Source organism: Nocardia sp. NPDC051756 (assembly GCF_040681495.1).
Taxonomy (GTDB): domain Bacteria; phylum Actinomycetota; class Actinomycetes; order Mycobacteriales; family Mycobacteriaceae; genus Nocardia.
The window spans coordinates 107,666-128,741 of the sequence record NZ_JBFAYV010000005.1 but is presented as its reverse complement, the minus strand read 5'-3'; the positions used below and the strand labels follow the sequence as shown (position 1 = coordinate 128,741).

At 67.0% G+C, this 21,076-nt stretch carries 15 protein-coding genes; 8 read left to right on the top strand and 7 right to left on the bottom strand.

Going from position 1 to position 21,076, the window contains the following annotated elements:
* Positions 1-45 precede the first annotated feature (45 nt).
* The 6 genes from panD to AB0M22_RS22600 form a co-directional block, all read right to left on the bottom strand.
* Positions 46-417: an aspartate 1-decarboxylase gene (panD, locus tag AB0M22_RS22625; protein WP_364730115.1), complete on the bottom strand. Its 372-nt coding sequence runs from the start codon at positions 415-417 to the stop codon at positions 46-48.
* Between the two features lie 49 nt (positions 418-466).
* Positions 467-679 (bottom strand): MbtH family protein, encoded by a 213-nt coding sequence (locus AB0M22_RS22620; protein WP_364730112.1) that lies wholly within the window; start codon positions 677-679, stop codon positions 467-469.
* A gap of 1 nt (position 680) precedes the next feature.
* Complete coding sequence (locus AB0M22_RS22615; RefSeq protein ID WP_364730110.1) at positions 681-6,803, bottom strand: amino acid adenylation domain-containing protein; 6,123 nt, start codon at positions 6,801-6,803, stop codon at positions 681-683.
* A 142-nt stretch (positions 6,804-6,945) separates the two neighbouring features.
* Complete coding sequence (gene grpE / locus AB0M22_RS22610; protein ID WP_364730107.1) at positions 6,946-7,422, bottom strand: nucleotide exchange factor GrpE; 477 nt, start codon at positions 7,420-7,422, stop codon at positions 6,946-6,948.
* Entirely contained in the window at positions 7,419-8,951 is a 1,533-nt protein-coding gene (locus AB0M22_RS22605) for an Hsp70 family protein (RefSeq protein WP_364730104.1), read from the bottom strand. The genes grpE and AB0M22_RS22605 overlap by 4 nt, the downstream gene beginning before the upstream one ends.
* Positions 8,948-10,045 carry a tetratricopeptide repeat protein gene (locus AB0M22_RS22600; protein ID WP_364730101.1) on the bottom strand — a complete coding sequence of 366 codons (1,098 nt, stop codon included), beginning with the start codon at positions 10,043-10,045 and terminating at the stop codon, positions 8,948-8,950. The genes AB0M22_RS22605 and AB0M22_RS22600 overlap by 4 nt, the downstream gene beginning before the upstream one ends.
* Positions 10,046-10,755: 710 nt before the next feature.
* Between AB0M22_RS22600 and AB0M22_RS22595 the strand changes: the two genes are divergently transcribed.
* The 3 genes from AB0M22_RS22595 to AB0M22_RS22585 all read left to right on the top strand — a co-directional run bounded on the left by AB0M22_RS22595 (position 10,756) and on the right by AB0M22_RS22585 (position 12,809).
* On the top strand, positions 10,756-10,962 hold the full coding sequence (locus tag AB0M22_RS22595) for a hypothetical protein (protein WP_364730098.1): 207 nt from the start codon (positions 10,756-10,758) through the stop codon (positions 10,960-10,962).
* Positions 10,963-11,028: 66 nt separating this feature from the next.
* A complete protein-coding gene (locus AB0M22_RS22590; RefSeq protein WP_364730095.1) occupies positions 11,029-12,153 on the top strand; it encodes an FAD-dependent monooxygenase in 1,125 nt (374 codons plus the stop codon).
* Positions 12,154-12,215: 62 nt separating this feature from the next.
* On the top strand, positions 12,216-12,809 hold the full coding sequence (locus tag AB0M22_RS22585) for a TetR-like C-terminal domain-containing protein (RefSeq protein WP_364730092.1): 594 nt from the start codon (positions 12,216-12,218) through the stop codon (positions 12,807-12,809).
* On the opposite strand, the gene acs is transcribed toward AB0M22_RS22585, so the two are convergent.
* Entirely contained in the window at positions 12,793-14,790 is a 1,998-nt protein-coding gene (acs, locus tag AB0M22_RS22580) for an acetate--CoA ligase (RefSeq protein WP_364730089.1), read from the bottom strand. The two genes, AB0M22_RS22585 and acs, sit on opposite strands and share 17 nt — an antisense overlap.
* Positions 14,791-15,097: 307 nt before the next feature.
* On the opposite strand from acs, the gene AB0M22_RS22575 reads away from it, so the two are divergent.
* Genes AB0M22_RS22575 through AB0M22_RS22555 form a run of 5 tightly spaced genes read left to right on the top strand, consistent with a single transcriptional unit; the run spans position 15,098 to position 21,062 of the window.
* Positions 15,098-15,856 carry an SDR family oxidoreductase gene (locus tag AB0M22_RS22575; RefSeq protein WP_364730086.1) on the top strand — a complete coding sequence of 253 codons (759 nt, stop codon included), beginning with the start codon at positions 15,098-15,100 and terminating at the stop codon, positions 15,854-15,856.
* 51 nt (positions 15,857-15,907) lie between these two features.
* A complete protein-coding gene (locus tag AB0M22_RS22570; RefSeq protein WP_364730084.1) occupies positions 15,908-18,364 on the top strand; it encodes an aminotransferase class III-fold pyridoxal phosphate-dependent enzyme in 2,457 nt (818 codons plus the stop codon).
* Positions 18,365-18,406: 42 nt separating this feature from the next.
* Positions 18,407-19,177 carry a 5-oxoprolinase subunit PxpA gene (locus tag AB0M22_RS22565; protein ID WP_364730081.1) on the top strand — a complete coding sequence of 257 codons (771 nt, stop codon included), beginning with the start codon at positions 18,407-18,409 and terminating at the stop codon, positions 19,175-19,177.
* Positions 19,174-20,079, top strand: a complete 906-nt coding sequence (locus AB0M22_RS22560) for a carboxyltransferase domain-containing protein (protein WP_364730078.1) — start codon at positions 19,174-19,176, stop codon at positions 20,077-20,079. The genes AB0M22_RS22565 and AB0M22_RS22560 overlap by 4 nt, the downstream gene beginning before the upstream one ends.
* Positions 20,073-21,062 (top strand): biotin-dependent carboxyltransferase family protein, encoded by a 990-nt coding sequence (locus AB0M22_RS22555; RefSeq protein ID WP_364730075.1) that lies wholly within the window; start codon positions 20,073-20,075, stop codon positions 21,060-21,062. The genes AB0M22_RS22560 and AB0M22_RS22555 overlap by 7 nt, the downstream gene beginning before the upstream one ends.
* Positions 21,063-21,076: the final 14 nt, after the last annotated feature.

The following is a 21,076-nucleotide window of genomic DNA, read 5'->3' as shown; positions in this document are numbered from 1 at the left end:
TCGCCCAGCGGGAGTGGCTGATTCGACGCGGCTGGTCGTCGGCGGTCACGAGGCCGGGTCGGAGCCGACCCGCACCACGTTGTTGGCAGCGTCGACGAACACGACCCGCGGCTCTAGTTTCAGCAGCTCGTCTTCGTCCACGGAGGCGTAGGCAATGATGATCACGATGTCGCCCGGGTGGATCAACCGGGCGGCGGCGCCGTTGACGCACACCGTCCCGGAGCCGCGTTCGCCTTCGATGACATAGGTTTCCAGCCGGGCGCCATTGTTCACGTCGACGACGTGAACCAGTTCACCGGCCAGCAGATCGGCCTGTTCCATCAGCTCCGCGTCGAGGGTCAGCGAGCCGACGTAGTGCAGCTCGGCCTGGGTAACGGTCGCTCGGTGGATCTTGGATTTCAGCATTGTCCGTCGCATGGAGAACGGGCCCTTCCGGAGCTGGTGGGTGGGACGTCGCCGCCATCGGTCAGGTCGAGCTCATCGCGTCGATCAGGCTCTGTGGCCGCATGTCGGTCCAATGTCGCTCGATGTAGTCCAGGCAGACCTGTCTGGTGTCGGCGGGATGCACGACGGTCCAGCCCGCGGGCACCTCCGCGAAGGACGGCCACAGCGAGTGCTGGCGCTCGTCGTTACACAGCACCAGAAAAGTGCCGTTCGGATCGTCGAATGGGTTGTGCATCTTAAGGATTGCCTCTCGTTGACGGTTGTGGAGAACTACCGATCGGGGCCCGCAGGCAGAGCGGAGCGATTCGCCGCACGGTGCGCCGCTGGAAGATCGCCCGGATGTCGACAGTGCAGGAAAGCGCAGCTTCGACGGCCCCGGACAGACGCAGCGCGAGTAGCGAGTCACCGCCCGCGGCGAAGAAGTCGTCGTCCAAGCCGACCTGGTCCCTGCCGAGCACGTTCGCGACCAGCTCGGCGAGTGTGTCCTGCACCTCGCGCAGCCGGGCGCGGTCCGGCAGGAGGTCACCGCCAACGGCCAGCGGCCGGTTCGCGATGGCGTGCAGCAGGTCGACGAGCAGGCCACCGACCCGCTCGGCGGTCCGCGTGGTCACCAGGTCTGGCCGGTGGCTGAGGGCCAGGTGCAGCCGATCCTCCGGGGTCACAGTCAGTTTGAGCGGGAAGTGGTAAGGGTCGTGACCGGTCACCCCGACGATCCGGAGCGTCTCGGTCGCCGACCACGGTTGCCCGGCATCGGCGTAGTTCTGGAATACCACGCAGGTGTCGAACAGCTCGCCGGCCTGCGCGACGCGGCGAATCTCGCTCAGCCCGATGTGCTGGTGCTCGGTGAGCGACAACTGCTCGTGCTGTACGTCGGTCAACAGGGTGCCGAGCTTTGTGTCCGGGTCGAACCGGACCCGGACGGGCACGGTGTTGATCAGCAGTCCGACGATGTCCGCGTAGCCGGGTAGGTTCGGGGGCCGACCGGACACCGTGCTGCCGAACACGATGTCGGACTGCCCGGTGATCTGGTGCAGCGTCAATGCCCAGGCGACTTGGACGACCGTGTTCACCGTCACGCCGTGCGTGCGGGCCACCCGGGTCAGCGCGGCGGTGGCGTCGCCGGACAGTTCCATCGTGGTTCGTTCCGGTGGAACTCGCACCTGCGCGCTGTCGACGCGCGGCGCCACCAGGGTGGGTTCCGGCACGCCCGACAGGGCTTCGCGCCACGCGTCCCGGGCCGTCGCCTGCTCCTGACGGGACAGCCATTCGAAGAAGAAGCGGTACGGAGTGGTACCCGGCAGCGCGGACTGGTCACCGTGTTGCTGGTACAGGTGGGCCAGATCCCGTAGCACGATCGAGCTGGACCAGCCGTCGACCAGGATGTGGTGCATGGTGACCACCAGGGAATACCGGCGCTCCGCCAGCCGGATGATCATGCAGCGCATCAGCGGTGCGATCGCCATATCGAACGGCTCGAGCCGGTCTCGGGCGAGCTGATCGGCCAACCGCCGCTGTTGCTCGGCCGGGTCCAGGCCACGCAGGTCGTGGCTGTGCCAGGGCAGGTCGACCTGGTCGGCGACGATCTGAACCGGTTCGCCCGACCGGAGCAGGACGAACGCCGCCCGCAGGGCCTCATGCCGTTGCACGAGCCGATTGCACGCCATCCGCAACCGCGTCGGGTCCAGACTCCCGTCGAGCTCGAACACCGACTGAATATGGTGAATGTCGAGCGCGTCCGCGGCGTACCGGGCGTGGAACAACAGCCCTTGCTGGGTGGGGGACAGTGGCAGGATCTCAGCCACCGGCACCGTCAGCTGGTCGAGATCCTCCTGGGTGATCGACACCAGCGGGGCGTCGGAGGGGGTCAGCCCGCCGGCGCTCTTGTCCGCGTACGCGGCGAGCGCCCGCAGGGCGGCGAGCCAGGCGTCGCTCAGCTGTCGCACGTCTTGGTCGGTCAACAGGGCCGACGCCCAGGTCCAGGTCGCGGTCAGGTGCGCGCCGGAGCCGTTGTCCTCCGTCACCGCGTTGAGCTCGACCAGATGCTCCAGCGGCCGGGCCGGATCCACCGGCGGCACCACGGATTCGTCGACTGCCTGCCACGGCGCGTCCGGTCCGTTGGCGAATCGACCAAGGTAGTTGAACGCGATCTGCGGGCTGGGACATCCCTCGAGCGCCGCCCGGCCGTCGTCGGTGAGATACCGCAGCAGCCCGTAGCCGATGCCGTTGTGCGGCGTGGACCGCAGCTGTTCCTTGATCCGCTTGATCGCCCGGCCGAGCGAGGCGTCGTCGAGGTCGGCCGCACCGGGATCGAGGCATACCGGGTGCAGGGTGGTGAACCAGCCGACGGTCCGGGACAAATCCAGGCCGTCCACGTCCTCGCGTCCGTGTCCTTCGAGGTCCACCAGAATCTCGCTGCCCTGGCCGAGCCCGCGGGACCGACGCCAACCGGCGACTGCCAGGGCCAGCCCGGTGAGCAGGACGTCGTTGGCCCCGGCCCGGAACTTGGCGGGCAGCGTGGTCAGCAGCGGCACGGTGTCGGCCGACGACAGTCGGATGGTGAGCGTGCCGGCGGTCCCGTGCACGTCACGGACCGGATCCAACTCTCGGTTCGTCAGGCCTGGGTGCTCGGCGGAGAGGGTGCGCCGCCACTGGTCCAGCTCGGCTTGCCAGGTCGGTCGCGTGGCCACTGCAGTGAGCGTGCGACTCCAGGTACGCAACGAGGTGGGCACCGGGTCGAGGGCGGCGGGCCTGCCGTCGCGGGCGGCTTGCCAGGCCGTGTACAGATCAGGCAGCAGAATCCGCCAGGACATACCGTCGACCGCGAGGTGGTGGGCGACGACCAGCAGCCGGCCCGGCGCGCGGCCCGCATCGAACCACAGCACTTCGACCATGCGGCCGGACCGCGGCGACAAGCGCGCCACCGCATGGGTCGACTGCTCGGTGATGACGGCGGCCAACGTGTCCTCGTCGGCCTCCACCCGGCGCACGCGGTCGGCCGCAGCGACGCTACCGACGGGCCCGACGACGAAGGACCAGTCTTCGGCCAGCCGCATCCGCAACGCTGGGTGCCGGTCGAGCAGTGCCTGCACGGCGGTGACGAGGGGCGTCAGCCCGAGGTCGGGCGGCACCGCGAGCAGCACCGACTGGTTGAAGGAGTCCACCGGCCCGCCCAGCTCACGCAATCGGTGCACGATCGGCATCGCGGGGAACTCGCCGACGCCGTCATCGGCTGCGGCGGGGCCGGCCTCCGCACCGTCGGTGATCGTGGGCAACGCGGCCAACGCGGCCACCGTCCGGTGGACGAAAACCTCTGTCGGAGTGAGTAGAAGGCCGGCTTTGCGCGCCTTGGCCACCAGTTGCAGCGACAGAATCGAGTCGCCGCCGAGCTCGTAGAAGCCGTTGTGAACACCGACCTGGTCGACGCCGAGCACCTCGGCGTACAGCAGGCACAGCCGCTGTTCGACCTCGTTGCGCGCCGCCCGGTGCAGCGTGTGGTCCGCGGGGATCGGTGGTAGCGCCGACCGGTCGACCTTGCCGGACGAGGTCAGTGGCAGCTCGGGCAGCAGCAGCAACGCTTCCGGCACCATGTACTCGGGCAATTGCGACGCGGCGTGCCGGTTCAGTTCCGCGAGATCGACCTGGTCGGCCGCGGGCACCACGTAGGCGACAAGCCTGCGCGAGTGCCGACCGTGCTGGGCGACCACCACGACCTGGTCTACCAACGGGTGCTGGGCCAGCGTGCCCTCGATTTCGGCCAGTTCGATCCGGTGCCCACGGATCTTGACCTGGTCGTCGCGCCTGCCGCCGAACACCATCTGGCCCTCGTCCGACCACCAGACGATGTCTCCGGTGCGGTACATCCGCTCGCCCGGTCGGCCGAAGGGGTTCGCCACGAACCGCTCGGCGCTCAGGCCGGGCCGGCCGAGATACCCTCGGGCCAGGCCGATTCCGCCGATGTACAACTCGCCGGGCACACCGGGGGCGACCGGCCGCAGCCATGGGTCCAGCACGTACGTTTCGCTGTTGGGCAGCGGGCGGCCGATCGGTACCGCGCCCGGGCCGATGTCGTCGCCCGGCTCGATGCGATAGTCCATACAGCCGACGGTGGTCTCGGTCGGGCCGTACTCATTGGTCACGGTCACGGTCGGGAAGGCCGTACGCAGGTCCCGCAGCGATTCGCCGACGAGCTGTTCGCCACCGAGCACCAGATTCTCCGTGGCGGCGATCCAGGGGTGGGTGCTGGTGAGCAGCGGCAGGTGGGCCGGCGTGACTTTGCCGAACCGCGCCAGGCCGACCCCGGACGGCTCGGTCTCCTCGCGCGGAATCATGTACACCCGACCGCCGGCGCTGAGCGTGCCGTACACCCCGGTCATGGTGAAGTCGAACGAGGTCGGCGTGTGAACCATGACCAGGGTGCCCAGGCCGGGGTAGGTCGCCCGCGCGAACGCGAGATAGGAGACGGCCGAGCGATGCAGCGTCTGCACGCCCTTGGGGCGACCCGTCGATCCGGAGGTGTAGCACACGTAGGCCGGGTGCTCCGGGCGCAGCGGTCGGTGGCGCTGCTCGTCGGTGATATCGACGGCCGGATGCCGATCGAGGTCCATCGAGTCGAGCCTGAGGGCGCCCTGGGGCGCGTCGACTCCAGCGGCGGCAAGGGTGATCACCGGCGCGGCGTCGGAGAGCAGGAACGAGATACGGTCCGGTGGGAGTGCGAGGTCGATCGGCAGGTAGGTGCCGCCCGCCTTCAGCACGGCCAGCAGCACGACGATCTGCTCTGCGTTGTGCGGCCACAGCACCGCGACACGGTCATCCGGGCCCACCCCACGCCCGATCAACTCGGCAGCCAAGCGATTGGCCGCCGCGTTGAGTTCGGCGTAGGTCATATCCCCGGTGCGGTCGGACAACGCGATCGCATCCGGTGTGCGCCTGCTCTGGGTCTCGAACAAGGAGTGCAGGGTGTCGCCGGTCAGCGCCCGCTTCGGGCCGGTGGCCCAGCCCAGCACGGTGGTCCGCTCGGCGGCGTCGAGCGACTCGATCCGGCCGACGAGGCCCGACGGCGCGAACGCGATCGTGGTCAGCACGGCCCGCAGCAGGTTCAGCACGCGGTTGCCCGCTGCGCGAGTGAAGGACTCGGTTCGGTAGTTGAGCTCGAGTAGCACCCGTCTGCCCGGCACGACCAGCAGGCTCAACGGGTAGTGCGTATAGCCCTCGGCGGAGTCTTGCCCGGCGCCGTCGCCATCAGCGGTGATCATGGTGAGCTGTACGCCGGGCAGGGGCCGCATGGTCGCATCCCGGTCTGCCCCGGGGTTGCCGACGGCCACGGCGGTGTCGAACAGCGCGCCGTGCCCGGCGAGCCGTTTGATCTCCGCCTGGCCGAGAAAATTGTGCTCGGCGAGGGCGGCCTGCTCGTGCTGCACCCGGTGCAGCAGCGCCGTCACCGTCTCGGCCGGATCCAGCCGTACCCGTACCGGGGTGGAGTTGATCAGCAGTCCGACCGCATCCCCGATCTCGGGCACCTGGGCCGGGCGGACGGAGACCGTCTGCCCGAACACGACGTCGGTGTCACCGGTGAGCACCGTCAGCACCAACGCCCACGCCACCTGAACGATCGTGTTGAGGGTCAGTTCTTCGTTCCGTGCGAGACCGATCAGTGCCGCGGATTGTTCCTCGGAAAGCTCAGCGGTCGCCGATGCGGGCATCCGCCGCGGCACCTCGGGGCCCTCCGGCGCGACCAGGGTGGGTGTGCCGAGTCCGGCCAGGGCCTGCCGCCACGCTTCGGCAGCCGCGTCTGGATCTTGTTTGGACAGCCAGCTCAGATAGCCGGTCATCGACACGGCCGGCGGGAGCGCCGCATCGTCACCGGTGGCGTAGAGCGTGATCAGGTCGCGCACGAGGATCGGCAGCGACCAGCCGTCGATCAAGATGTGGTGGTGGGTCAGGGCCAGCACCTGCCGGTCGGGAGTCATCCGGACGATGCCGAATCGGATGAGTGGTGGCGTGCCCAGGTCGAAGCCGCGCAGGCGTTCGCCGCTGAGGTAACCGCGCAGGCGGGACCGGCGCTCGGATTCCGGCTCGGCGGTCAGGTCGAGGTCGGTGATCAGCACGGTCACGTCCTTGTGCACGAGCTGCACGGTCTGGCCGGACTTGCGCTGGTGGAAGCTGGTCCGCAGGACAGCGTGCCGACGCACGAGGGCCGCGCACGCGGACCGCAGCCGTTCCTGGTCGATCTCGCCATCCAGCTGCAGCGCGACCTGGCTGATGTACTCGTCCACGCCGTCCCGGTTGACCAGAGCATGAACGAACAGGCCCTCTTGTAAAGGGGACAGCGGCAGGGCTGTCTCCAACGATGTCGCCGTCACTATCAGGATCTCCAACCGAGTCGGCTGCATTTCTTGTGGACAGAACGCATGCCGTCCGCGTGCACCATCGTGTTCGCGGATCTACCGCCGCACAAGGCATTCGAGAGGCAATCGACGGTGCGGGCTTACTGCCGGGCGGGGATCAGTAGGTCTGGGCGGATGCCGACTGGTATACCGCGTCCACCAGCACCGGGCGCACCACCTTCCCCGAATACGTGTAACCGCGACGGATCAGGGTGTCCACCTGGAGTGGCCCGCCGGGTTCGCCACTGATCGAACGGATTTCGTGGGTGTCGGGATCGACCGGTTCACCGGGGTGTCCGAAGGGCCGAACGCCGCAGGTTTCCAGGATGGCGTGGAGTTCCTCGATCAGCGAGGTGACGAAGGGGTCGGGGGAGTTCTGTTCGGCTCGGTCGATCAGGCGGGCGAGTTGGAGTACGACCGGTAGGAGGTACTCCGCGCCGAGGCCCGCCTCGGCGGCGGCGGCGCGGAGTTGGAGGGATTCGACGAGTTGGCGGTAGCCGCGGTCATCGAGGAGGCGGCGTTTGAACAGGTCGGACAGGCCGGCCAATTCCGTTCGGATGCTGACGAGTTGGTCGGCGACGGTGTTGTCGGTCATGTGACCTTCGCCCAGATCAGTTCGGAACGGCTGGCTTCGACGTCGGTCGCCGTGAGGTTGGCGTCACGGTCGATCTCCATTTCGCCCAGGTTGGTTCCGTCGACCAGGTCGACCACCTCGATGTGCAGGGTGCCGTCGAGGTCGCAGGAGAAGACGACGCGGATGGGGGAACCGGCCGGGCGCTGGGCGAGGGTGAGTTGGGCGGTGCCGAGGATGCGCACGTACTTGGGGTCGACGCCGTCCTCGTCACCCTCGGTGACCTGGAGTAGCAGCGACTTCTGGCGATCGATGACGGTCGCGAACCAATCAGCGGTGACCTGGCACGGTACGGCCAGGTTCGGCCGCACGACCATCGCGTTGGACGCCACGCCGTGTTCGTTGTCGGCCACCACCCCCAGCCCGTGCGACACCACATCGCGAATCGCCACATTCCGTCGGCCGGCCAACGACGGCGCCCGGCCCGCTGCCTCCGCGTGCCGGAGTTCGCCGATGATCGCGGCGCCGAGCGCGACCGCCTCGTCGGGGTGGATCGAGTGGTCGGCGAGCTTGCCCGTCACGCGTTCGACGAGGTCGCGCACCATCGGCATCCGGGTCGACCCGCCGACCAGCAGCACCTTGTCGAGGTCGCGGTAGGTGAGCCCGGCCAGCTCCACCGCCTCCTCGATGAGGTACTCGCACCGGGTGAGCAGATGTCGTGACAGTTCGACGAATTCGGTCCGGGTCAGCCGGAGCTTGGCGGAATGGTCCTGGTGGGTGATGAAAATCGTGGCCGACTCCGCGGTCGACAGTCGCCGTTTGGCGTCCTCGGCGCGTTCGCGCAGTTGTGCTCCGGCGGTGGAATCCTCCTCGAACCGCGCACCGCCCGCGCGCTCGAATTCCGCCAGCGCCCAGGTGATGATCGCGTTGTCGAAATCGTAGCCGCCGAGCTGCGGGTCGCCGCCGACCGCGAGTACATCGAAAGTGTCTTTGCCGCAACGCATTACAGTGACGTCGAGGGTGCCGCCACCCAGATCGACGACGAGGAGCGTGCCGGTGTAGTCGCGACCGAGCCCGAAGCTCACCGCCGCGGCCGTCGGCTCGTTCACGATGCCGATGACATTGATCCCGGCGATCTCGCCCGCCTGCCGCGTCGCGGTGCGTTGCGCTTCGTTGAAATAGGCGGGCACGGTGATGACCGCGTCGGCGACGTATTCGGTGAGTTCGCGCCCCGCGTTGGAGACCAGGGATTTGAGAATCAAGGCCGAGATCTCCTCCGGCCGATATTCGCCGTCGGTCGACTCGGGGAAGAATCGATAGTCGGGATTTCCCATATGCCGTTTGATGAACTGGACGACGTCAAGTGGGAAAGCGCTCAACTGTCGCTTCGCGCTGTTTCCGACGACGATGTCGGAACCGTCGAACAAGACCACCGACGGCGTGAGGCTTCCGCCATCGCGATTCGGAATTATCTCGGGGATGCCCGACTGGTTTATCGCGGCGACGGCCGAATAGGTGGTGCCGAGATCGATGCCTATGACGCGTGCGCTCATCGCGCCAACTGACTTGCCGCTTTCCAGCGGGGCACCCAGCATTTCTTGTAGACGAGGAAGCCGATGCCGCAGGCCGCAAGTAGCAGCAGAAAGCCCACACCGGGCGCTCCCGAGCTGAACAGAATGAATGCCAGGACCACGGCGGCCACGGGAATTCCGACCGCGCGCAGGCTCGAGAAACCGAACAGGCCGGGAACCTGCCAGGTCATCTCCTCCATGCGGTCGAGGTATTTCACGATGTCGCGCACGCGATTGGCGATGTCGAAATCATCGCTGGGCAGACTGTTCGCACGGTCGACGAGTTGACGCATAGTGGCGATCTCGGCTTCGGACGTCGCTACGTAGGAGTCGTTACTCTGCACGCGCGGGGTCTGCTCGGCCTGGTCGAGCAGTGCGCTGGCGAGGTAGAACGCGACCAGCGGCACGTCGCGATGGCGGGCGTAGACCGGCTCGAGCACTTCGAGCGCCTTGTCGACCAGGCCGTGCTGCAGGTAGACCCCGCCGATCGCGATCTGATAGATGTACTCGTTCGGCGCCAGCCGCGCGGCCGCTTGATAGCTGGTCAACGCGTCGGGCCACAGCTCCATCTGCTCCTGGATGAGCGCGGTCTGGAAGAGGAAATCGGGGTTGTTCGGCGCGATCGTCGTCGCCTGCTTCGCCTCGTAGATCGCGTCCTGCAACTGTCCGAGACCGGCGTTGGCGCGGGCGCGGATGATCCATGCCTCGGGCGAGTTCCCGGCGGTGTGGGTCGCTTCCCTGGCGGCGTAGGAGGCATTGCGATAGTCGCCGCGGCCGAGTGCCGCGCGGGCCTGGGCGAGCCAGTCGCCGCCGGCCTGGACCGCCGCCGGCGCCGCGACACCTCCGGCGTCGAGGTCGCGGTCGTAGGCTTGTCGCTTCGAGGGCTCGAGCAGGATGTCGAACGTCTGACGCAGCAGACTGGTCTTCGTCTCGGCTTCCTGGCGGGTGCTCTGATCTGCGCTCGCGGTCCGTTTGGTCCAAATGCGCGTCTGGCGTTTGTGGGCGTCACGGATGGTGTCCTCGGTGGCATCACGCGCGACGCCGAGAAGATCGTAATAATCGACCTGCACGGTCACTGGCTTACTCCAAATCGGTTGCAGAAAGCACCCACTGCGGCGAACGATCGCTTCAGTAGGAAGAACATCGCACGGCGGCGATTGCTCATCACTGTGACAGCCCGGATAAGGCTCCGCTATCGGTTGTTCGGTAGACAGATCGGCCGCGGTTGTCGGTCGTTGAGGGGACGGACAGGCCAGGGCGGACCCGATACCATTTCCGGCAAGTCGAATAACCGAAGGAGAATTGTCGTGGCCCGTCTCGAGTGTAAATGTCATCGCCCGCTGGTCAATTGCCAGGCGTGCAAAGGAATGGGCGGTGGATCCGATTTCGGCAATCGCCTGAATTGCGGCCAGTGCAGTGACGGTCTGGTCTGCCCGGACCACGGTAAGCACTGGAAGTAGCGGTCTGTCGATAGTGCCCGGCGGACACCGCCGAGCGGAGTTCAGGGATACCTCGATGAGGTCCGCCAACCGATCGGTTGCCGGCCACGGTGATCGTCACGCTCCCGCGGTCCGGCTCCTCGATCCTGACCATCGCTCGGCGCCCGCTCGCGCTGATTCCGGCCCGCTGCCCCCGTATGACGGGTCGTCATCGAATATTCCGCCAAGGGTCTGCGGGATGCGTGTGCGGGTTTCAAGGAACGGCTGAGTATTGTGCGGCGCGACAAGAATGTGACCGCGCCCAATAGCGGCGAATATATCCGCGAAACCTGCCGCAGGTGAATTCGGTGACCACGCTGACTCGTCGCACTGCACTTCGCGGCGGGGCCGCGATGGCGCTGGGCCTGGTCTCGGCGGAATGCAGTGGCGGATCCAAAGGCGGTGTCGGGCCGGACGGCCGGGTGACGATCCAGCTCTGGCACGGGCAGAACGAACGAAACCGGGTGGTGGTCGAAGAACTGGTTCCTCGGCCACAAGCGCTTGACACGAACTAAGTTCGTTCAGTAGAACTAAGATCACTACGAAGAACTTAGTTCGTTTCGATGGTGTGGAGGTGTGTGATGCGAGTTTCCGTTGTCGGAGCCGGTCTGGGAGGTCTGGCTCTCGCGCAGGGTCTGCGTGGCGCCGGGATCGCGGCCGAGGTATTCGAGCGCGACCCGGGGATCGTCGCCCGATTTCAGGGTTACCGGCTGGTGTTGAACCCGACCGGTTTCCAGGCGGTGCGCAACTGCCTGCCCGAGCGCTGGCACCCACTGCTGGACGAGATCGTCATGGACGCCTCCGCTGAGCAGTTGATCCTGGATCCGCAGCTCAACGAGATCGGCAAGCTCGGCGCGGGCCGGACCGGCATCGTCGTCGACCGCCAGGTACTACGACACCTGCTGCTGACCGGGCTCACCGTGCACACCGACGCCGCGCTCACCGGCTACGACATCCAGACCGACGGCACCGTCGAAGCCCGGTTCGCCCGCCGCGACCCGGCCACCGCGGATCTGCTCGTCGGCGCGGACGGCGTGACGTCTGCGGTCCGCGGCGTGCTGTCGCCGCAGACCGTTCCGACCGACACCGGTGTCCGGTTCGTCATCGGCCGCACGCCGCTGACCGACGAGTTCGCCGACCTGTCCAAGGCCTACGGCTCCAAGATCGCCGGCGACGGCGTCAGCCTGCTACTGGGCGCGATGCGGTTCCGTACCCCGCCCAAGCAGGCCGCCGAACAACTGGCCCCCGAAGTCGACCTGCCCGATATCGGCGACTACGTGCGCTGGGCCATGATCCTGCCGCCGCACGGCTCGCTCGAGGATCTGAGCGCGCAGGACGCCGTGCTGTCCAGGATGCAAGGCTGGCACCCGCTACTACGCGCGCTGATCGAGCAAGCCGACCCGGACAACAGCACGTTGCTGTCCATCCGCGTGGTCAAACCCGCAAAGCGTTGGACGCCAGGCCCGGTCACGCTGCTCGGCGACGCGATCCACGCCACCTCCCCGACCGGCGGCAACGGCGCCAACACCGCGCTGCGCGACGCCGACCTGCTACGCCGATGCCTGATCGAAACCGACCAAGGCCGCCAAGACCTGCACACCGCGGTCGACGACTACGAACGACAGATGTTCGACTACGGCACCGAAGCCGTGCAGAGCAGCCTCGACAAACTGCCCGCCTTCGCCCCCACAGCAAAACTGTCCTGATGTAGGCAGCTGCCCCCGAGCTTAATGCAGCTAAACTTGCAAATCTGGTCTAATCTTCGAATATGACCCAGATACCGGCCGGTCAGGCTCGTCCAGGGGGGCGCACCGCGAAGACCCGCCAGAAGGTGCACGAGGCCGTGCGGTCGCTGTTCAGTGAGGGCCGCGACGCCCTGTCGGTCCGAGAGGTCTCCGAGCGGTCCGGCGTGCATGAAGTCACCCTCTATCGTCGCTGGGGCACGATCGAGTCGCTCGTGCTGGACGTCGCGGTCACTCAGCTCATCGAGGAGTCGCCGTTTCCCGACTCGGGCGATCTGCGGCGCGATCTGCTGGACTGGGCGAACGCGGTGGCGAAACAGGTGCAGACGCGGGAGGGTTTCGCCTTCTATCGCGCCTTGGCCATGGCTCGATCGCCGCTGTTCATCGAGGGCGAGGGCGATTCCACGGTTGATGCGGCCGCCTACCTCGGTAGGCGGATGGCGCAGATCCAGCAGGCGATCGACCATCACCGCGCCGAGAAGGGCGGAAATCCGCCCACGGTGGAGCGGATCTTCGACATCGTCCTCGCGCCGATCTACCTCCGCGCGATCTTCGGGTACGCGGCCGCCGACGTCGAACTCGAGGCCCTCGTCGACCGTGCGTTCACCGCGGGCAGCTGACCGAATACCCTTGTCGCCGTGGGGAACTGCGCTTGCGGATCGCCTCGAAAACGTGCGGGTCGACCAGCGTCGACATATCGCCGAGGTCGCGGCCTTCGGCAATGTCGCGGAGCAGGCGGCGCATGATTTTGCCCGAGCGCGTCTTGGGTAGTTCGGGCACGATCGTGATCCGGCGCGGCTTGGCGATCGGGCTGATCTGCCGGGACACCGCGTCCGCGAGGTCGGCGAGCAGGGTGTCGCCGGTGTCCTCGACGCCCTGCCGCAGGATGACGAACGCGACGATGCGCTGCCCGGTGGTCGCGTCCGCGGCGCCGACCACCGCGGCCTCGGCGACATCGGGATGCCCGGCGAGCGCCGATTCGACCTCGGCGGTGGAGATGCGGTGCCCGGAGACATTCATGACGTCGTCGACCCGGCCGAGCACCCACACCGCCCCGTCCTCGTCGTACCTGGCTCCGTCGCCGGCGAAGTACCAGCCCTGCTCGGCGTAGCGGGACCAGTAGGTTTCGCGGTACCGGTCCATGTCGCCCCAGATGCCGCGCAGCATGGCCGGCCAGGGCTGGTCGAGCACGAGGTAGCCGACGGCGCCGGCGTCGCGCTGGTTCGCGTCGTCGTCGACGATCTTCGCGGAGATACCGGGCAGCGGGGCCATTGCCGAACCCGGCTTGGTCGAGGTGATTCCGGGGAGCGGGGAGATCATGATCGCCCCGGTCTCGGTCTGCCACCAGGTGTCGACGATCGGCGCCGTATTTCCGCCGATCACCTCGCGAAACCACTGCCAGGCCTCGGGATTGATCGGTTCGCCGACCGAGCCGAGGAGTCGAATCGAGGACAGGTCGTGTCCGTCGGGAATCTGCCTGCCCCACTTCATGAAGGTGCGGACCAGCGTGGGGGCGGTGTAATAGATGCTGACGCCGTACTTTTCGATGATCTGGAAATGGCGGTGCTCGTCGGGGGAGTTGGGCGTGCCCTCATAGAGCACCTGGGTGGCGCCGTTGCTGAGCGGTCCGTAGACGATGTAGCTGTGCCCGGTGATCCAGCCGATGTCGGCCGTGCACCAGTAAACGTCTTGTCCCGCTTTGTGATCGAAGACGTTGTGGTGGGTGTACGACGCCTGGGTGAGGTACCCGGCGGAGGTGTGCAAGATGCCCTTGGGCTTTCCGGTGGTGCCGGAGGTGTAGAGGATGAACAGCGGATGCTCGGCGTCGAACGGTTGCGGCTCGTGGGTGGCCGACGCCCGCTCGACGGTCTCGTGCCACCACAGGTCGCGGCCGTCGACGACATCGACGTCGATGCCGGTTCGCTGGACGATGAGGACGTGCCGCACTGAGGTGGCTCCGGCGAGCGCCTCGTCCACGGCCGCTTTGAGGGGAGCGGCCTGGCCGCGACGCCACTGCCCGTCGGCGGTGACGACCAGCTCGGCCTCGGCATCCTCGATGCGCGAGCGCAGCGCGTCGGCGGAGAACCCGGCGAACACCACCGAGTGGGTCAGGCCGAGCCGGGCACAGGCCAGCATCGTGACGATCGCCTCCGGGATCATCGGCAGGTAGATCGCGACCCGGTCGCCGGCGACGAGTCCGAGGTCGGCAAAGGTGTTGGCGGCCTTGCTGATTGCGGTGAGCAGGTCGCGGTAGGTGAGGTCGCGGGTGTCGCCCGGTTCGCCTTCGAAGTGGATGGCGACACGGTCGCCGTGGCCGGCCAGGACGTGGCGGTCGACGCAGTTGTAGGCGACGTTGAGTTGTCCGTGCGCAAACCAGTTCGCGACCGGAGCGTCGGACCAGTCGAGCACGTCGGTGAAGGGTGCGTGCCAGTGCAGGCGTTCGGCTTGCTTCGCCCAGAACGCGAGACGGTCCGCGTCCGCGGCGACCTGAAGCTCGGGACCGGCGTTGGCGGCCGCGGCGAACTCGGGGCTCGGCGGATACACCGTCGGCGCGGCATCGGCACTGTGGGGAAACGCGCTGGTGTTCTCTGTTGCCGTCATGGGGACCGACCTTCCTCTGAGGGGTGCTGACCGGGGGCTTCGGACGTGAGGTCGCGAAGCCCGGTGCGGCCGATTTGTCCGCCTGGCCGCACCACAGTGTTCATCCGTCGCAGCGAGTTTTGCAAGAACTCTTGCATTAGTGAGTGTCGCGGGCCATACTTCTGTTAATGCAGGAATCATTACATTAAGGATGCAGGGCAAGTCCGCGGCAACCCTCCTTCGCGGTCCGTGCCTGCCCCGATTTAGATCGGATCATCAACTCCTGCATATGTTTTCGCAACTACCGGCGCACAGAAGAGGATTCAGAATGACCCCGACAAACACCTCACTCGCGGGCAAGGTCGCGGTGGTCACCGGCGCCAGTTCGGGCATCGGCGCGGAAATCGCGCGCGAACTCAGCCGGTGGGGCGCCTCGGTGCTCCTGGTCGGCCGGGACGAACAGCGCCTGGATGCCGTCGGCGCCGAACTCGCGGACGCGGGCGCGGAAACCGACCGGCTGAGCATCGAACTCACCGCGGACGAGGCTCCCGAGCAGATCGTCGCCAAGGCCCTCGCGCGCTTCGGATCGATCGACATCCTGGTCCATGCCGCCGGCGTCTTCCTGCCGACGCCCTTCGTCGAGACGCCGGACGCCGAACTCGATCTTCAATTGGCGGTCAATGTGCGGGCCCCGTTCCGCCTCACCCGAGCCGTCGCGGAACACCTGCACGACGGCAGCGCGGTCATCTTCGTCTCGTCGATCTGCGGCTACGTCGGATTCCCCAACTCGACCGCCTACTGCGCCACCAAGGGCGCGGTCGAACTCCTGGTGAAGTCGCTTTCCGCGGAGTTCGCGCCCAGGGGAGTCCGGGTGAATGCGGTCGCGCCGGGCAACGTGCGGACCAGCATCAACGCCCATCTCCTCGCCGACGCGGAATACGAGAAAAGCATGCTCGACTCGACGCCGGCCGGTCGCGTCGGCGAGGTCGGCGATATCGCGCCCGCGGTCGCCTTCCTGGCCTCGCCGGCGGCCGCGTACATCCATGGCTCGAGCCTGCTGATCGACGGCGGCTGGGTCGCGTCCTAGCCGCCGTGGCCGTTCAGCGGAACCGATCCAGTCTTCTCCGAGGAGTGAAACATGGTGAGCACCAACCGGATTCCCGCTCCGACGTCATCCGACGAGACATCGGCGCGGTCCCCGTTCGACGCCCTCATGGCGGCCAGCGGGCTCAGCGCAGGCACGCGGGCACTGCCTGAGCAATCCGTTCGCGCGGCGCTGCGCGAGTACTTCGGGCTCACCGGCACGCTCACCCGGATTCCGACCGAGAAGGACGACACCTTCGTCCTCGACGGAAACCGGGAGCGTCTCCTGGTCAAAGTCAGTGGGGCGCAGGAAGAGCCGGATGTGGTGAACTTGCAGACCGCTGTGCTGCTCCATCTCGCCGAGGCGGCTCCGGCCTTACCGATCCCCACGGTCCGGCCCGGAGTCGACGGAGGATATGAGTACGAACTGGCGAGCGAGGACGCCTCCGCCGCACGCGTACTGCGGGTGATGAAGTTCCTACCCGGATCCGCACTGAGCGAAAACCAGCCCACCACAGCACAACTCGCCGCGGTCGGCCGTGCGCAGGCGGCCATCTCCACGGCACTGGCCGGATTCACCCATCCGCGACAGGACCGGGCATTGGTGTGGGATCTACGGTATTTCCCCGCTCTCCGTTCGCTGCTCGACGAGGTCGCCGATGCCGACAACCGCCGGTTGGGCACGCGGGTCTTCGACGCCTACGCCGAACGCGTGCAGGATCGGATCCCGCAGCTGCGGCACCAGGTGGTGCACGGAGACTTCAGCGCGCACAACGTGCTCGTCGACCGCCGTCGGCCGGAATACGTCTGCGGGATCATCGATTTCGGCGATACCGGTCGCACCGCCGAGATCTTCGATATCGCCATCGCGGTGTCGAATCAGCTCGATGGCGGCGCCGACGACCCCTGGCGCCGCGGACTCGACCTGCTGACCGGGTATCTCACCGCGCGCGCCGTCGACGGCGACGAACTCGCGATGCTGCCGATCGCGGCGGCGGCCCGCAGCTTGCAACGCGCACTGATCGCGCAATGGCGCGCACAGCGCGACCCGGCCCGCGCCGACTACGTCCTGTCCCATGCCGCACACGACTGGATTGCCTTGCGCGCCATCGGAACCGAATGGTCGCCGGTGGTCGATCGCATCCATTCGATCGCCACGGAACGGCCGGCCGCCGTGACCCGGAAACCGGAGATGGTGAACGGCTTCTCCGACGACGACCTCCAACGCCAGCCACCGCACAACCGCGCGCGGATCGAACGCCGAAAAGGCTTGCTGGGACCCGGGTATCAGCTGTTCTACACCGACCCGGTGGACGTCGTCCGCGGCCAGGGTGTCCATCTGTACGACGACGAAGGCAACCAGTACCTCGATGCCTACAACAACGTCGCGTCGATCGGACACTGTCATCCCACCGTGACCGACGCCGTCGCGCGGCAACTCGGCATCCTCAACACGAACACGCGGTACCTCCAGGACCAGATCCTCGACTACTCCGAAGACCTGCTGTCGACGTTCCCCGCCGAGCTGAACCGGGTGACCTACACCTGCACCGGCTCGGAAGCGAACGACCTCGCGATTCGAATTGCCCACGCGCACACCGGCAACGCCGGAATCATCGTGACCGCGAACGCGTATCACGGGGTCACCGAGGCGGTCGCCGCCTGCTCCCCGTCCTTGGGGAAGACCTCACCCCTCGGACCGCAGGTGCGCGTCATCGCCGCGCCGGACAGTTCCCGTCATGGTGGTCCGGGCGACTTCACCGAGTTCATGCGGAGACAGATCCGCGCCGCGATCGCCGACTTGAACCGGCACGGGTACGGACTCTCTGCGTTCATCGCCGACAGCATCTTCTCCTCCGACGGGGTGTTCGCCCACCCGACGACCGTGCTCGGCGCTCTCGCCGAGGAGGTCCACCGGGCCGGCGGGGTCTACATCGCGGACGAGGTGCAATCCGGTTTCGGCCGCACCGGCGACGCCTGGTGGGGGTTCCAGCGGCATCAGGTCGTCCCCGACCTCGTGACCATGGGAAAGCCGATGGGAAACGGCATTCCGGTCGCGGCCGCGGTGCTGAAGAACGAGATCGGCAGAGCCTTCGGCGAGAACGTCCGCTATTTCAATACCTTCGGCGGCAGCACGGTGCCGATCGCCGCGGCCCGCGCCGTTTTCGACGTTGTTCGAGACGAGCACCTGATCGACAACGCGCACCTCGTCGGCACCTACCTGTTCGACGAGTTGCGCCGGATCACCGCCGCCCGGCCCGAGGTGTTCGAGGTGCGCGGAGCGGGGATGTTCCTCGGAATCGACCTGGTAGATCCCGATTCCGGGCTACCCGACGGTGTGCTGGCGAAGGCGATCGTCGACGACATGCGCCGCAATTTCGTCCTGATCTCCGCCTCGGGGCCGGACGCCAACGTGCTGAAGATCAGGCCACCGCTCGTCTTCCAGCGGGCGGACGCGGATCGCTTGCTCGACACATTGTCCAGGTCATTCGAGCGGCTCCGGCCGCAATGAAATCCGCGCCGCGGGGTTCAGGTCCAGTCAGAAGGTAAGCAGATGAGTGCGCGAGTAATCGACATCAACGCCGACGCCGGTGAAAGTTTCGGACGATGGTCGCTGGGGGACGACGCCAGATTGTTCGAGTTCGTCACGACCACCAACATCGCCTGCGGGTATCACGCCGGCGACCCCGCCACCATGCGGACCGCCGTCGCGCTGGCGCGCGATGCCGGTATCGCCGTCGGCGCCCACCCTGGCTATCCGGACCTGCTCGGGTTCGGCCGCCGCGCGCTTCCGGCTACCGACTCCGACGTCGTCGACTACATCGCGTACCAGGTCGGTGCGCTGCACGGCATAGCCGCCACCGAGGGCGTCGAGCTCACCCACGTCAAGCCGCACGGTGCGCTGATGGGCCGGATCTGCCGCTCGCCCGAACTCGCCGTCGCCATCGCGGCGCAGTTGCAGGGCATCCGGCCCGGGATTCCGCTGATGTTCGCCCCGACCGCCGCCTTCGCCGCGGTCCGCAACGAGGGGCTGCCCGCCATCCCGGAGAACGCCGCGGACCTGGACTTCGACCCGGACGGCATCAACATCGTCGAGCCGCGGCCGCAGTGGAAGGATCCCGAAACGGTGGCCGCGCGCGCGGTCGAGCTGGCTTTCGGTTCCGTGCGAACCACGGCCGGGACGACGATCGCCATGCCCGTCGAGTCGATCTGCGTGCACGGCGATCGGCCGAACGCGGTCGACATCGCCGCAACGGTCCGCACCCGGTTGGCCGAGGCAGGCGTTGGTGTTCGCTCGCCTTTCCGGCAGGCGCACGAGCAATGACGCCGACGCCCTACCAGTTCCTGTGTGACGAGTCGCGGGTGAGTTTCGGCGGCGACGAGTTCGTCTTCGTCGAATTCGGCGAGGCGATGGATCTCGCGGAAGCATTGCGCATTCAGGCGATCACCGCCGGGCTCACCCGGATCGCGCTGGCCGGGATCCTCGACATCGCACCGGCGAACGCTAGCTACATGATTCGGCTCGACCCGGACGTCCTCGACCCGCGGCACCTGATCCGCATTCTCGACGGATTGCACCAACAGTTCGCCGACTCCTATGCCGTAACCCTCGACACCGACATCGTCGAGATACCCGTCTGGTACGACGACCCCTGGTCGGCCGAGACGTGCATGAAGTTTCGCGACCGGCATCAATCATCGACCGAGACCGATATCCAGTACACCGCGCGGGTGAACAACTTGTCGTCCGTCGACGAACTCGTCGCCGCGCATTCGTCCGCGCCGTTCATCGTCACGTTCCCGTGCTTCAAACCGGGAAACACCGAGAGCATGCAGCTGGTGCCGCGGAACCGGCAGATCCAGGCACCGAAGTATCTGCGCCCACGGACGGAGACCCCCGCGCGGGCGGTGGCGCACGGCGGCGCGTTCACCGTTGTCTATCCGACCAGCGGGGTCGGCGGGTATCAGCTGCTGGGCCGGTCGCCGGTGCCCGTCGTCGATCTCGACCAGACCATTCCTGGATTCGAGGATTCGAAGGTGCTCACGACGGTCTCGAGCTTGATTCTGTTCCGCTCGATCGATGGCGACGAGTACCGCGATATGCGGGCCTCGTCGAAAAAGGGAACGTACCGATACAACCGGCACCCGGTCACCTTCGTGCTGTCTCGGTTCCTCGACGATCCGCTCGGGTACGCCGCGGAGCTGACGGGAGAACTCCGATGGTGACCGTCGAATACGCCGGCGCCCATACGCTGGTACAAGATTTGGGCCGGAACGGCCATTACGCCATGGGCCTGCCGCCGTCCGGCGCGCTCGATCAGTTCTCCCATCGCTGCGCCAATCTGCTGGTCGGCAATCCTCATTCGGCGGCAACGCTGGAAGTGACGATGGTCGGTCCGAAACTGCGCTTCGATTCGCCGGCCTATGTCGCCGTGACCGGCGGTGAGGTGCCGATCTGGATCGATGACGTGCGCCACGACAGCTGGACGACCGTGCACATTGCCGCCGGCCGGACGCTGACCGTGGGGACCCTGAGCACCGGGTGTCGTGCGTATATCGCGATCCGCGGCGGCATCGACACACCGCCCTTCCTCGGTAGCCGATCGACCTATGTCAGCTCGGCGATCGGCGGCCTGCGCGGTTCGCCGGTCAGGGTCGGCGACGAGCTCCCGATCGGTCCTGCGGAGTCGCGCGAGTGCCCGGGCCCGGGCAGCACCGTCGAGAAACGCCTGCGTCCGCGGCTCGCCGACGCTTATCGGATTCGCGTGGTGGCCGGCCTGTGCCACTACCGGTTCGATCAGGACAGCGTCGACCGATTCTTTTCGTCGACGTACACCGTGTCGCCGGTATCGGACCGCACCGGCTACCGATTGACCGGTCCGGCGCTGAGTTTCGTCGCGCGCGAACCCCCGTTCGGCGCGGGCGACAATCCGAGCAATGTGGTGGATCTCGGATATCCCATGGGATCGATCCAAGTGCCCAATGGCGAAGAACCGATCTGCCTGCTCCGTGACGCGGTGACCGGGGGAGGTTACGCGACCATCGGCACCGTCATCAACGGCGATCTAGACCTCATCGCGCAGATGAAGGCGCCCGACGCCATTCGTTTCGTGCAGATTTCCCTGAGCGAAGCGATGGCAGCCAGAAAACTCCGAGCACAAAGATTGCGGGAAGTGGAATTCGGCATCAAATTATTGACGCTTTTCTGAATCCGACGACCGGT

Excerpts from the sequence above, each read along its gene's own strand:
- panD (WP_364730115.1), bottom strand. The coding sequence starts at position 417 with ATGCGACGGACAATGCTGAAATCCAAGATCCACCGAGCGACCGTTACC.
- AB0M22_RS22620 (WP_364730112.1), bottom strand. The coding sequence starts at position 679 with ATGCACAACCCATTCGACGATCCGAACGGCACTTTTCTGGTGCTGTGT.
- grpE (WP_364730107.1), bottom strand. The coding sequence starts at position 7,422 with ATGACCGACAACACCGTCGCCGACCAACTCGTCAGCATCCGAACGGAA.
- AB0M22_RS22605 (WP_364730104.1), bottom strand. The coding sequence starts at position 8,951 with ATGAGCGCACGCGTCATAGGCATCGATCTCGGCACCACCTATTCGGCC.
- AB0M22_RS22590 (WP_364730095.1), top strand. The coding sequence starts at position 11,029 with ATGCGAGTTTCCGTTGTCGGAGCCGGTCTGGGAGGTCTGGCTCTCGCG.
- AB0M22_RS22585 (WP_364730092.1), top strand. The coding sequence starts at position 12,216 with ATGACCCAGATACCGGCCGGTCAGGCTCGTCCAGGGGGGCGCACCGCG.
- acs (WP_364730089.1), bottom strand. The coding sequence starts at position 14,790 with ATGACGGCAACAGAGAACACCAGCGCGTTTCCCCACAGTGCCGATGCC.
- AB0M22_RS22575 (WP_364730086.1), top strand. The coding sequence starts at position 15,098 with ATGACCCCGACAAACACCTCACTCGCGGGCAAGGTCGCGGTGGTCACC.
- AB0M22_RS22570 (WP_364730084.1), top strand. The coding sequence starts at position 15,908 with ATGGTGAGCACCAACCGGATTCCCGCTCCGACGTCATCCGACGAGACA.
- AB0M22_RS22565 (WP_364730081.1), top strand. The coding sequence starts at position 18,407 with ATGAGTGCGCGAGTAATCGACATCAACGCCGACGCCGGTGAAAGTTTC.
- AB0M22_RS22560 (WP_364730078.1), top strand. The coding sequence starts at position 19,174 with ATGACGCCGACGCCCTACCAGTTCCTGTGTGACGAGTCGCGGGTGAGT.
- AB0M22_RS22555 (WP_364730075.1), top strand. The coding sequence starts at position 20,073 with ATGGTGACCGTCGAATACGCCGGCGCCCATACGCTGGTACAAGATTTG.